The sequence below is a fragment of the Dyella sp. AtDHG13 genome, assembly GCF_003201105.1.
In the GTDB taxonomy this organism is placed as follows: domain Bacteria; phylum Pseudomonadota; class Gammaproteobacteria; order Xanthomonadales; family Rhodanobacteraceae; genus Dyella; species Dyella jiangningensis_B.
The window spans coordinates 74,860-87,186 of record NZ_QICJ01000017.1; the positions used below are offsets into that span (position 1 = coordinate 74,860).

Consider the following 12,327-nt stretch of genomic DNA (forward strand, 5'->3'; position numbering starts at 1 on the left):
ACCTCTATCGATAGTCAGGGCTTAGCGCGAGAACCAACAGGCGCCCAACACGCCTCGACTCTACACGGGGGAAGCTTTCACCATAGCCCAAAAGGCAGGGCTTGTAAAAGCCTGAACCATGCGCCTGCGTACGCCGCGGTTCATGCGTGGCGGGCGTTTGCGGGCCTTCGGCCCGGGGGCATGGCGCAACGGAGCTTTCAAAAAAAGTACCGGGAGCCCCTGAGGGGCTCCCGGCCTGAACCACCTTTCGGGTGGGTAACGCTTAGAACTTCTGGTTGTACTGCAGGTACATGTAACGATCGATGTCGAGCACCGGATCGAGCTTCGCCGTGCTGCTGTTGTTGACGGAGTAGGTGATCGTCGGCTGCTTGTCGAACAGGTTGCGCACGCCGAAGGAGATGGTGCCCTTCCACGGCAGCGAGTAACGGACCTGCACGTCGTGGTAGGTGCTCGCACCCTTGCGGTTCGCGCCGATGCCGCTCCAGCCCGGAGCCTCGTAGTTCGGCTGGTTACACTCGATCTTCGCGTCCTGGTCCCAGCACTGGTCGCGGAAGGCACCGTAGTAGCGCATGTTCCAGGTCGCGCCCCACTCGTTCATGCTCCAGTCCACGCCCAGGTTGGCGCGGTTGCGCGGGTAGCTCCACTGGCCGGCATAGCCGATGACGTCGGACGCGGACGTGCTGCGCTCGTCATAGGACTTCAGGTAGTTGGAGTCGAGGTTGATGGCGAACTTGCCATAGCCGAATTCCGGCAGGCGATAGTGCACGCCCAGGTCGTAGCCCGAGGTACGCAGCGAGCCCAGGTTGAGGTTGCCGCGGTTGAGGTTGATCACCGCATGGGTCACCGGATCACGCTGGAAGTCGTTGCAGAACTTCTCCACGTCGCTGACATAGCACTGGTTCAGCACGTAGTTCGCGCTGACGGCGGTGATCTGCTGGACGATGCGGATGTCGTAGTAATCCAGCGAGACGTCCAGGCCCGGCACCCACGACGGGCTGTAGACGAAGCCGGCGGTGCGGCCAAGGCTGGTTTCCGGCACCAGGTTGGCGTTACCCACGCCCGCGTTGAACGGCGAGGTGCCCTGCGTGTTCGGCGCGGTGATGGCCGTGCCCGCCGAGTTGGTCTGGCGGAAATTGGCCGGCACACCCGCAGCGCGGCACGCCGCCGCCACCGACGGGTTGCTCGCCGCCGAACCGAACTTCGCGTCGCAAGGATCGGTGTAGTAGTCGAACGTCTGCGAACCACCGCCGAAGGTGTCGCCCAGCGTCGGCGCGCGGAAGCCCTTGGCGAAGGTGGCGCGGACCATCAGGTCGTCGATCGGCTTCCACAGCACGCTGTACTTGTTGTTGGTGGTGTTGCCGAAGTTGCTGAAGTCCGAGTAGCGGCTGGCGATGTCCACCGACAGTTCACGGGCACCCGGCAGGTCGCGCAGGATCGGCACGTTGAGCTCGAGATAGAACTCATCCGTGTGGTACTTGGCGTTGGTGCCACCACCGGACAGATCGGTCGACCAGCCCGAAGCGGACAGCTGGTCCGGACGGTCGTAGCCGGAGATCTGGCGGTGCTCGTAACCCGCCGCGAGCGCCACTTCACCCGCCGGCAGGTCGAACAGGCCACCGGTGATGTTGGCCGTGTAGTCGCGCGTCAGGCTCTGCTGGGTGCTCTGGCCGCGGGCGTTGATGTAGGCCAGGGCTTCGGGCGTGGAGGCGCTCGGACCACCCAGGATGTTGAATGGCACGCACTGGCCCAGCGCGATCGGGTTGGCGGCGGTACCGCACTGAACCACGCCGCTGCTGTTGAGGAACGACGGGCCCAGCGCCTGCGTGAGGTTCAGCAGGTTGAGGTTGCCGGTGTTCGTTTCGGTGTAGTCGTACTTGTTGTAGTCGAAGCCGACATCCCAGTTCCAGGTGCGCTTGCCGATTTCAAATGCGCCTTCGAGGCCGGCGTCCCAGTGGTACTGCTTCACGTTGGCGTCGGTGATGCGGGGGATTTCGATCGTGCGGCGGTAGAAGAACAGGTTCTTGCCCGGCTGCGGGTTGTAGTAGCTCTGGCCGCTGATGTAGACCGGATGCGTCGGCTGGCTCAGGCTGTTGAGCGGATAGCCGGCGACCTGGCGGGTGTTGTCGCGCTCGGCGTACATCGCGTTCGTCTTGAACGTGACGTAGTCGTTGAAGTGGTGGCTGCCCGAGGCGAAGATCGTCTTCAGCTCGTTCTTCGGCGACCACATCATCTGGTCGGTCGGGTTGTAGTAGTCGTCCGGGAAGCGCACGCCGGTGTGGTAGCTGGACGGCAGGCGCGAATCTTCGCCCACGCCCACGCCATCCCAGGAACCGGTGTGGTTCAGCACATGGCTGCTGCCGCTCGGGCCGCCGGTCGGCGACACCAGCAGGTAACGGCCCCACGGGCCGGTACCGCTCAGGCCGTCCTCGGAGTGGTTCGGGCCGTAGGTGTAGCGCGTGATCTCGCGGGACTTCGCCCAGATCGCCTCTTCCTTGTTATAGGAAGCGTTGAACATGAGCGAGGTCTTCTCGTTCGTGCTGCCGAGGGTGAACGAATAGGCCTGCTTGGTGCCGTCGTTGCCGTCGTTCTCGCCCACGTAGGCGCTGGCTTCGGCGCCGTTGTAGTGGTCCTTCAGAATGATGTTGACCACGCCGGCGATGGCGTCGGTGCCGTACACGGCCGAGGCGCCGTCCTTCAGCACGTCGATGCGCTCGATCAGCGAGGCCGGGATGGTGGACATGTCGGTGTAGCCGTCCAGGCTCGTGGCCCAGCGCTTGCCGTTGACCAGCACCAGCGTGCGGTTCTCACCGAGGTTGCGCATGTTGATGTACTGGCCGCCCTCTTCCGAGTTCGAGGTCAGCACGCTGGCCTTGCTGAAGGTGGGCGAGCCTGCGACGGTCAGGTTCTGCAGGATGTCGCCCACGTTGACCAGGCCGGTCTTCTGGATGTCGGCCTGGGTCATGGTGAAGACGGGCTTGGAGGTTTCCACGTCCACGCTGCGGATGCGCGAACCGGTCACCGTGATGGTTTCCAGCTTTTTGACTTCGGCCGGGTTGGCGTCCTGCGCAAAAGCGGGCAGCGCCACGGCGAGAGTACCTACGGACAACGCCAGACGAACGGCGACCGTAAGTTTATTGTCAACTTTCTTGCGGAACTGCATGTTTTTCTCCCCAGTAACGGCACCGGCCCCAACCGATGCCAAAAAGGCCGTCTTGCTATGCAAGTGGCAGGTTCCGATGGCGTTGCACCTCAGAACTTGCTGTCTGCCAGCTGAACAAGCCGGCGCATTCGTGATCACCAAATCGCAACCATTGCGTTCTTGGTCTCGGTAGAAGTTGCTCTTTGTGAGCTCCCACTACCAAGAAATTACGACCTTATGGGAAAATTCTTGCGGATGTCAACGCTTTCGTAACACGCGTTTCACGGTGATATCCGGTTTTTCGGGCCACGCTCCCACTCACAAGTCGCCATCCGCCAGGAAAATGCGATGAACATGCAGAAAATTTCGACCAACGAGTCTTCATCCACCTTTGCCGATCGCATCAAAGTGCTGATCCAGCGGGTGGGCAGCGTCACCGAGATCGCACGCATGTGCGGGTTCTCCGAGGGCGTCGTGCGCAGCTGGCGCGACGGCAACACGGATCCGTCGCGTGCGCGTTGCGTCACGCTGGCCAAGACCCTGGGGATTTCCCTGGTGTGGCTGGTGGCTGGCGAGGGCACCATCCAGACCACCGATGCCATGGCGTCGGGCGAGGACCTGCCCAATGCCGAGGCGTCGGCCAACCGCCACCGCTCCAAGCTGCGCACGGCGGCGGACACCCTGCATGCCAGCGGCATGGCGATGGATCCCAGCCGCCTGAACACGGCGCTGCGCATCCTGCAGTCGGAACTCGACCTGGCCGAGAGCCGCCTGACCCTGGCGGACAACGCCGACATGCTGGCCGACCTGTACGAAATCCTGGGTCCCGGCGGCAACGACGTCGACGCGGCGGCGATGGTGGCGTTCAACCAGCGCCTGCACGAGCGCGTGAAGCGCGGCCGTCAGGCCATCGCGTAAGGCGCGGGCCGTTGCTCAAGGCATAAAAAAACGGCAGCCCAAAGGCTGCCGTTTTTTTGTCCGAAGGCCCGTCGTTACAGGCGGGCGATGTCCGCGATGGCGCCGAACTGCGCCTTGAGCTGGCCCAGCAGGGCCAGTCGGTTGGCGCGCACCGCCGGGTTGTCCGCGTTCACCAGCACGCTGTCGAAGAAGGCATCCACCGGCGCCTGCAACTGCGCGAGGCGCGTCAGCACGGCGGCGTAATCGCCGGCCTGCAGCGGTGCCACGGTATCGGCGCGGGCCGCATCGAGCGCGGCGTGCAGTGCACGTTCGGCGTCGGCCTCGAAGTGCGCCGGATCCACCGAGGTGCCGACCGGGGCCGCATCCGCTTCCTCGGCCTGCTTGCGCAGGATGTTGGCGACGCGCTTGTTGGCGGCGGCCAGGCTCAAGGCTTCCGGCCGGCGGCCAAATTCGCCCACCGCGCGCAGGCGGCGATCGAAATCGACCAGACTGGACGGCGACACCGCCAGTACCGCCTCGAACTGCTCGGTGGTGAAGCCCTGCTCGGCGTAGTAGCCGCGCAGGCGATCGAGCACGAACTCCACCAGCTCGTCGGCCAGCGCGGCGCGGCGCTTGCCGGCATCGAGGGCCGGCGCCTTGCCGTCCTTGCCCGGCTTGAGGCCGGCGGCGAGTGCGGCTTCGGGTAGCAGCTCCAGCGCTTCGACAAAGCTGCCGCGCAGGTCCAGTTCCAGGCCGCCTTCCACCAGGGTGCGGGCCAGGCCGAGCGCGGCGCGGCGCAAGGCGAACGGATCCTTGTTGCCGCTGGGCTTGAGGCCCACGGCGAAGATGCCGGCCAGCGTGTCCAGGCGATCGGCCACGGCAAGCACCTGGCCCACCTTGCCGGCGGCGATGGCATCGCCAGCGAAACGGGGCTGGTAGTAGCTGTCCAGCGCGTCGGACACGTCGGCCGGTTCGCCGTGGTGCGCGGCGTAGTAACGGCCCATCACGCCCTGCAGTTCGGGGAATTCGCCGACCATGCGGGTGAGCAGGTCGCACTTGCTGAGCGATGCCGCACGCGTGGCCGCGCCGGCGTCCACGCCCACCCGGCCGGCGATGATGCGGGCCAGCTCGGCCGCGCGCACGCTCTTGTCCCACAGGCTGCCCAGCGACTGCTGGTAGGTGACGTTCTTGAGCTGGTCCTGGTAGCTGGCCAGCGGCGCCTTGAGGTCTTCGTCCCAGAAGAACTTGGCATCGGCGAAGCGCGGACGGATCACGCGCTCGTAGCCCTTGCGGATTTCCGAGGGCTGCTTGCTCTGGATGTTCGCAATGCCGATGAAGTGCTCGGTGAGCTTGCCGTTCGCGTCGAACACGGGAACGAACTTCTGGTTGGTCTCCATGGTGGTGACCAGGGCTTCCGGCGGCACGGCAAGGAACTCGCGATCGAAGGTGCACGCGATGGCCACCGGCCACTCGGTGAGGTTGGCGATTTCATCGAGCAGCGCGTTGTCGAGCTGCGGCACGCCGCCGGTTTCCTTTGCGGCGCGGGCCACTTCGTCGCGGATCTTCTGGCGGCGCTCGGCCGGATCGGCCAGCACGTTTGCGGCGGTCATCGCATCGAGCCAGCTGTCGGCATCGGCCACGTGTACCGGCTGCGTATGCATGAAGCGATGGCCGCGCGACTTGCGCCCGCTGGTCAGGCCCAGCACGGAGCCATCGACGATGTCCGAACCGTGCAGCATCACCAACCAGTGCGCGGGACGCACAAAGGTGTAGTCGTGATCGCCCCAGCGCATGGGCTTGGGGACGGGCAGGCCCTTGAGCGCCTCGTCCACGATCTCGGGCAGCAGGGCCGCCACCGGCTGGCCAGGCTTTACCGCGCGGAACACGAACCACGAACCCTTGTCGGTTTCCAGTTTTTCCAGCTGCTCGACGGTAACGCCGCACGACTGCGCAAAGCCTTGCAGGGCCTTGCTCGGCTGGCCGTTCGCATCCAGCGCGGCGTTCACCGCGGGGCCGCGGCGCTCGAGGTTCTGCTCCGGCTGGTTCACCGCCACCGCGGGGATATGGACGGCCAAACGGCGCGGCGACGCGTACAGCTTCGCTTCGTCCAGGCCGGCTTCCACGCCGCGTTTGGCCAGCCCGTCGCAGATGCCGCGCAGGAAGGCGGCGGCCAGTTCGTCCAGCGCCTTGGGCGGCAGTTCCTCGGTGCCCAGTTCGATCAACAGCGGCTTGGTGGCGGCGCTCATGCAGCCTGCTCCTTGAGGTTCTTCTTCAGGCCCGGGAAGCCGAGCTTTTCACGTTGCGCGACATACGCCTCGGCCACCGCGCGGGCCAGCGTGCGCACGCGCAGGATGTAGCGCTGGCGTTCGGTGACGCTGATGGCGCGGCGCGCGTCGAGCAGGTTGAAGGTGTGGCTGGCCTTCATCACCTGCTCGTAGGCCGGTAGGGGCAGGCCCACGGCGATCAGCTTGTTCGCCTCGCCCTCGCACACGTCGAACCAGTGCAGCAGTTCCGGCACGTTGGCGTGCTCGAAGTTATAGGTGCTCTGCTCCACTTCGTTCTGGTGGAACACGTCGCCGTAGGTTACGGTGCCGTGCGGACCTTCGGTCCACACCAGGTCGTAGACGTTGTCCACGTTCTGCAGGTACATGGCCAGGCGCTCGAGACCGTAGGTGATCTCGCCGGTCACGGGACGGCACTCCAGGCCGCCGGCCTGCTGGAAGTAGGTGAACTGGGTCACCTCCATGCCGTTGAGCCAGACTTCCCAGCCCAGGCCCCAGGCGCCCAGCGTGGGGGATTCCCAGTTGTCCTCGACGAAGCGCAGGTCGTGGACCAGCGGGTCCAGGCCCAGCTCCTTCAGCGAACCGATGTACAGGTCCAGGATGTTGTCGGGATTGGGCTTCATCACCACCTGGTACTGATAGTAATGCTGCAGGCGGTTGGGGTTCTCGCCGTAGCGGCCGTCCGTGGGACGGCGCGAAGGCTGCACATAGGCCGCCGCCCACGGCTCGGGACCGAGCGAACGCAGGAAGGTGGCGGGGTGGAAGGTGCCGGCGCCGACCTCGGTGTCGAGGGGCTGCAGCAAGACACAACCCTGGGCCGCCCAGTAGCGGTTGAGGGTCTGGATCACATCCTGGAAGGTGCGCGCGGACATGGCTTTCCGTGGGCTTCGATAAAGCGGGTTAGTATAGCCGGGACCGCATTCTTCGCTGGATTCCGGCGGTAAATGCCTACCGGAGAGATCGCCGCATGGCCGCTTCACCGCAATCCGTGTCCCTGCTCGGCCGCCATAACCGGCTGGTGCTCGACGACATGCTGGCCACGCTGGTGGTCGATGGCTATCTGCTGGCCGAGGACGCCAAGCAGGTCCGCATGGGCAACCGCAGCGGGCGCAGCACGGTGGAACTGCATCCGCTGGTGCTGGTGGCCAACGCCAAGCTGCCCAACCAGCGCGATCCCGGCCGCCCGCTGAGCCTGGAGGCGCTGACCGAATGGCTGGCCCGCCACGCCCAGCTGCCGTACCTGAAGATCGACCCGATGAAGATCAACGTGGCCTCGGTAACCCAGGTGGTCAGCCGCGCCTACGCCGAGCGCCATCGCATCCTGCCCGTGGCCGTGGCGCCGGGCGAGGTGACGTTCGCTACCTGCGAGCCGTTCGACAACGGCTGGGCGGCGGACCTGTCGCACATGATCCGGCGCGACGTGAAGCGCGTGGTGTCCAACCCGATCGACATCAACCGCTACCTGGCCGAGTTCTACGGCGTGCAGCGCTCCATCCAGCTGGCGCAGGATGCCAAGGGCCAGGGTACGCCCTCGGGCATCCTCAACTTCGAGCAGCTGCTGGAGCTGGGCAAGAGCGGCGAAGTCGGCGCGGACGACCGCCACGTCGTGCACATCGTCGACTGGCTGCTGCAATACGCGTTCGAGCAACGCGCGTCGGACATCCATCTGGAGCCGCGCCGCGACGCCGGCCTGATGCGCTTCCGCATCGACGGCGTGATGCACAAGGTCTTTGAATTGCCGCCGCCGGTGATGACCGCGGTGACGGCGCGCATCAAGATCCTCTCGCGCATGGACGTGGCCGAAAAGCACCGGCCGCAGGATGGCCGCATCAAGACGCGCTCCGCCGGCGGCCGCGAGGTGGAACTGCGTATCTCCACCATGCCGACCGCGTTCGGCGAGAAGGTGGTCATGCGTATCTTCGACCCGGACATCGTCGCCAAGGATTTCTCGCAGCTCGGCTTCTCCGCGGAAGAAGACGCCTCGTGGCGTTCGATGGTGGAGCGTCCCCACGGCATCGTGCTGGTGACCGGTCCCACCGGTTCGGGCAAGACCACTACGCTGTATTCCACGCTCAAGCACCTCGCCACGCCCGAGTTGAACGTGTGCACGGTGGAAGACCCGATCGAAATGGTCAGCCCCGAGTTCAACCAGATGCAGGTGCAACCGGCGATCGACCTGGATTTCGCGATGGGCGTGCGCACGCTGCTGCGCCAGGACCCGGACATCATCATGGTGGGCGAAATCCGCGACCTGGAAACCGCGCAGATGGCGGTGCAGGCTTCGCTTACCGGCCATCTCGTGCTGTCGACCCTGCACACCAACGACGCGCCCAGCGCGATCACGCGACTGCTCGATCTGGGCGTGCCCCACTACCTGATCCAGTCCACGCTGACGGGCGTGGTCGCACAGCGACTGGTGCGCACGCTGTGCCCGCATTGCAAGCAGGAAACCGAGCAGGATCCGCACGAGTGGACTGCGCTCACGCATGGCTGGACGGTGCCGTTGCCACAGAAGGTCTTCAAGCCAGTCGGCTGCCTGGAATGCCGCAATACCGGCTTCATGGGCCGCACCGGCATCTACGAGATGCTGCCGCTTTCCGCACGCCTGCGCGGCCTGATTTCCGCGCAACTGGACCTGGGACATTTCGGCCACGCGGCCCTGGCCGAAGGCATGCAGCCCTTGCGCATTTCGGCCGCCGCGCAAGTGGCGCGCGGCGTCACGACGGTGCAGGAAGTGCTGCACGTGATTCCTCCGATTGAACATGGCGCCGTCTGAGGCGGCCTGATCCTTCCACCTTCCACTGTCGTATCGCATGAAGCCTGTCCTGATCATCCGCACCGGTCGCGCACCCCAGCCCATCCGCGCACGTCACGGTGATTTCCCTCACTGGTTCCGCCTTGGCGCACAGCTTTCCCCCGAACGCATCCGCGTGATCGATGTGGAAGCCGGCGAAGCCTTGCCCGCCGCAAACGAGGTGGCCGGCGCGCTGATCACGGGATCGGCCGCCATGGTCACCGAGCGCGCCCCTTGGAGCGAACGCACGGCGGGTTGGATTCGCGATGCGATGGACCTGGAGCTGCCGTTGTTCGGTGTGTGCTACGGACACCAGTTGATGTCCCATGCACTCGGCGGTCGCGTCGACTACCTGCCCGGTGGCCGCGAAATCGGCACGGTATCGCTGAACATGCTCGATGCCGCGAAGAACGATCCGCTGGCGAGTGCGTTGCCGGCCAGTTTCCGCGCGCATGCCACGCACGAACAGAGCGTGCTGGAACTGCCCAAGGGCACGACGGTGCTGGCAAGTTCCGATCGCGATCCCAACCATCTGGTTCGCTATGGCAAGAACGCGATGAGCGCGCAGTTCCATCCGGAGTTCAACGCGGACGTGATGCGCGCCTACATCCATCGCAAGCAGCACGACATGAAGCGCGAAGGGTTCGATCTGCACCACACCTTCCGTCAGGTGGCGCCCACGCCGCTTGCGCGTCGGTTGTTCCGGCAGTTCTCGCGGCATCATGGGCTCGCCCGCGACTGACGTGACTGTCACGGGCCCTGACTAGAATCGCAGCGTGGGCGCCAAGCTCGGCGCCGCCGCACGGACAGGGATCATGGGACGACAACCGCATGTGCACAGCGCGTCCGTGATCGCGATGCGCCTGGTCGATATCGCCGATGCGATCGACCTTACCGCGGCGGAGTCCTTGTGGGCGCAGCAGGCGCGTACCGCGGCTGCGCGCAGCCGGTTGACCACGGCGCCGCCCAAGGCGATGAGCTTTGGCGTGCCACCGGTGGAGCTCACGCTGGGAACCCTGCAGGTCGAGATTGCCGGGCAGACATTGCAGGCCACCGCTCTGGCGCGACTCTACGAGTTTGGCGTCGCGGCCTTTTCCATCCGTGTTCCCGCAGGTGATCTGACCTGGCTGGACTTCGCCGCGCGCATCAACGCCGTGGATTCCGCGCTGGGCATCGCCTCAGGCACCGACCTGTGGAACCGATTGGTGGTGCAGATCACCGGCATCATGCGGCCGGCCTTGTTGAGGCCCAATCAGGCGTCCCTGCAGGAAGACTATCTGCTGGGACTGGTGCACTCGCTCGAAGGGGTGACCAGCACCGCGACCTTGCACGACGACCTCGACCTCGTCCCCGTACTCGCCGGTGAATCCAGGCCGCTTTCGGAACAGGCGCGACAGGAGCTGCTGCGGCAGCGTTTCTCCTATTACACCGACGACCTAGCGATACTCACGTGGGATCGCGCCTTCATCTATGAACCCCGCGACGACTCGGACGTGGTCGACGTGCTCGAGGTCGCCAACGCGCAGTTGCTCGAACTTCGCTACTACGACGAACTGCTCGATGCCGAGCTGCCGCGCATGTACGACCTGGTGGAGGCTACGCATCATGTCGCGAACCCGCTGGCGGCGCGTCGCTACGCGGACCTCGCCCGTCATCTCTACACGCTGGTGGCAGAGGTCACGGAGATCACCGAGAAAGTGGACAACGCGCTTCAGGTCACCGAGGACGTTTACCTTGCGCGCGTGTACGCGGCGGCGCTCGATCTGTTCCGCGTTTCCCATGTCAGCAAGGCGGTGGATCGCAAGCTGTCCATCATTCGCGACAGCTACGCGGCGCTCTATGAAGAGGCCTCAAGCAAGCGAGGCGAACTGCTCGAGCTGGCGATCATTGCGCTGATCGTGCTGGAAATCGTGATTGCCGTGGTCCGGCACGTATAGCGACCGCGTCAACGACTCCGGGGAGGCATGGGGAAAGGGGTGATCTTCTGGCCATCACTGGCATCGCGAATCACCAGTGTCCCCTTGCTTTCGACTTCCTCGATGCGGACGACCGACTGCATGGGCAGGTGAAGCACGCGTGTGTCCTTGAACTCTTCGCGCAGCTTCTCTTCCGTGGGATCGACCAGCAGACCTTCACCGACCGGCTCGAACACCAGCTCACCGACCTCGGTGAAGCCCCAAAGACCGCTGGATGCCACGTGCCGGGCATAGAGCTCGTAGCACTTGCCCAGGTGCAGGAAGGTGACCTTGTAGAGTTTCTTGTTGCGCATGCGCTTATTTTAGCCGCGCAGCCGGCGGGCGATGGCGTCCCGCGAGAACAGGGCGAACACCAGGCCAAACAGGAAGCCGGCGATGTGCGTCCACCAGACCACCGCGCCGTAGCTGGGGCCCACGTAGCTGAAGAGCAGTTGCAGCAGGATCCAGATGCCGATCAGCAGAAAGGCCGGCACGCGCACGAATTCCAGATAAAAGCCCAGCGGCAGCACCAGTCCCAGGCGGGCCCGCGGAAAGAGCGCGATATACGTGCCCAGTACGGCGGACACGGCTCCGCTGCATCCGATGATCGGCGAACGCACGCCCACCAGCGACAGGGCGCCCACCAGGTTGGCCACCATGCCGCCGACCACAAACAGCAACAGGAAACGAAACGAGCCCAGCGCGCGCTCGGCCGGCAAGCCAAAGATCACCAGAAAGAGCAGGTTGCCGAGCAGGTGCAGCCAGGCGAGATGGATGAAAAGCGCTGTAAACAGCCGAAGCAGCGACGGGTCGTGCAGCTGCGGTAGTAGCGGTGCCTTGGGGTCGAAAATGTTCGCCGGCACGGTGCCCCATTCCAGCCACATGGACGTGCGCTCGGGCGCGGGCATCAAGGCCAGTCCAACGAAACTGATCACGCACACGACAACCAGGAGCACAGTGGCCCACTGCACGTGCCGGCGACGACGAGTTTCAACGTGGACAAACACGGGATCGCTCCGAAGGATGCAGGCAGACAAGCCTCGCATCATAGGCGATAAGTTTTCCCGCATCGCACCGGGAGGCGCAAACAGAAGCGGGATTGCAACCGGCCGCAGCGCTGCATGTCGATTCGACACGCAGATCGCATGCGTGGATATTTTTGTTCCGCGCAAAGACAAACGCCTTCCCTGGAGGGAAGGCGTTTGAGGGATAAAGCCCCTGGCGGTGACCTACTCTTGCATGAGGATTCACACTACCATC

At 64.8% G+C, this 12,327-nt stretch carries 9 protein-coding genes; 4 read left to right on the plus strand and 5 right to left on the minus strand.

What is annotated here, in order from left to right:
- Positions 1–262: 262 nt before the first annotated feature.
- Positions 263–3,160 carry a TonB-dependent receptor gene (locus tag BDW41_RS21365; RefSeq protein ID WP_074548368.1) on the minus strand — a complete coding sequence of 966 codons (2,898 nt, stop codon included), beginning with the start codon at positions 3,158–3,160 and terminating at the stop codon, positions 263–265.
- Positions 3,161–3,487: 327 nt separating this feature from the next.
- Here BDW41_RS21365 and BDW41_RS21370 point away from each other — a divergent pair, with 327 nt between their 5' ends.
- Positions 3,488–4,057: a helix-turn-helix transcriptional regulator gene (locus BDW41_RS21370; protein ID WP_074548366.1), complete on the plus strand. Its 570-nt coding sequence runs from the start codon at positions 3,488–3,490 to the stop codon at positions 4,055–4,057.
- Between the two features lie 74 nt (positions 4,058–4,131).
- Here the strand turns inward: BDW41_RS21370 and glyS are convergent, their stop codons facing one another.
- Both glyS and glyQ read right to left on the minus strand, forming a co-directional pair.
- The gene (glyS, locus tag BDW41_RS21375; RefSeq protein ID WP_074548364.1) at positions 4,132–6,282 is read right to left on the minus strand and encodes a glycine--tRNA ligase subunit beta; all 2,151 of its coding nucleotides are present in this window, start codon (positions 6,280–6,282) and stop codon (positions 4,132–4,134) included.
- Positions 6,279–7,190 carry a glycine--tRNA ligase subunit alpha gene (gene glyQ, locus BDW41_RS21380; RefSeq protein ID WP_074548362.1) on the minus strand — a complete coding sequence of 304 codons (912 nt, stop codon included), beginning with the start codon at positions 7,188–7,190 and terminating at the stop codon, positions 6,279–6,281. Before glyQ ends, glyS begins: the two co-directional genes overlap by 4 nt.
- A 95-nt stretch (positions 7,191–7,285) precedes the next feature.
- Between glyQ and BDW41_RS21385 the strand changes: the two genes are divergently transcribed.
- From BDW41_RS21385 to BDW41_RS21395, 3 genes are all read left to right on the plus strand, one after another.
- Entirely contained in the window at positions 7,286–9,094 is a 1,809-nt protein-coding gene (locus BDW41_RS21385) for a GspE/PulE family protein (protein ID WP_074548360.1), read from the plus strand.
- Between the two features lie 37 nt (positions 9,095–9,131).
- Positions 9,132–9,854, plus strand: a complete 723-nt coding sequence (locus BDW41_RS21390; protein WP_074548358.1) for a glutamine amidotransferase — start codon at positions 9,132–9,134, stop codon at positions 9,852–9,854.
- 73 nt (positions 9,855–9,927) lie between these two features.
- Positions 9,928–11,049 carry a hypothetical protein gene (locus BDW41_RS21395; RefSeq protein WP_233496985.1) on the plus strand — a complete coding sequence of 374 codons (1,122 nt, stop codon included), beginning with the start codon at positions 9,928–9,930 and terminating at the stop codon, positions 11,047–11,049.
- A gap of 8 nt (positions 11,050–11,057) precedes the next feature.
- Here the strand turns inward: BDW41_RS21395 and BDW41_RS21400 are convergent, their stop codons facing one another.
- Together BDW41_RS21400 and BDW41_RS21405 are read right to left on the minus strand one after the other, a co-directional pair.
- Positions 11,058–11,381 (minus strand): DUF1820 family protein, encoded by a 324-nt coding sequence (locus BDW41_RS21400; RefSeq protein WP_074548356.1) that lies wholly within the window; start codon positions 11,379–11,381, stop codon positions 11,058–11,060.
- 9 nt (positions 11,382–11,390) lie between these two features.
- Positions 11,391–12,074 (minus strand): rhomboid family intramembrane serine protease, encoded by a 684-nt coding sequence (locus BDW41_RS21405; protein WP_074548523.1) that lies wholly within the window; start codon positions 12,072–12,074, stop codon positions 11,391–11,393.
- Positions 12,075–12,327: the final 253 nt, after the last annotated feature.

Coding starts and splice junctions, on each gene's coding strand:
- BDW41_RS21400 (WP_074548356.1), bottom strand. CDS start 11,381: ATGCGCAACAAGAAACTCTACAAGGTCACCTTCCTGCACCTGGGCAAG.
- BDW41_RS21370 (WP_074548366.1), top strand. CDS start 3,488: ATGAACATGCAGAAAATTTCGACCAACGAGTCTTCATCCACCTTTGCC.
- BDW41_RS21395 (WP_233496985.1), top strand. CDS start 9,928: ATGGGACGACAACCGCATGTGCACAGCGCGTCCGTGATCGCGATGCGC.
- BDW41_RS21365 (WP_074548368.1), bottom strand. CDS start 3,160: ATGCAGTTCCGCAAGAAAGTTGACAATAAACTTACGGTCGCCGTTCGT.
- BDW41_RS21385 (WP_074548360.1), top strand. CDS start 7,286: ATGGCCGCTTCACCGCAATCCGTGTCCCTGCTCGGCCGCCATAACCGG.
- glyS (WP_074548364.1), bottom strand. CDS start 6,282: ATGAGCGCCGCCACCAAGCCGCTGTTGATCGAACTGGGCACCGAGGAA.
- glyQ (WP_074548362.1), bottom strand. CDS start 7,190: ATGTCCGCGCGCACCTTCCAGGATGTGATCCAGACCCTCAACCGCTAC.
- BDW41_RS21390 (WP_074548358.1), top strand. CDS start 9,132: ATGAAGCCTGTCCTGATCATCCGCACCGGTCGCGCACCCCAGCCCATC.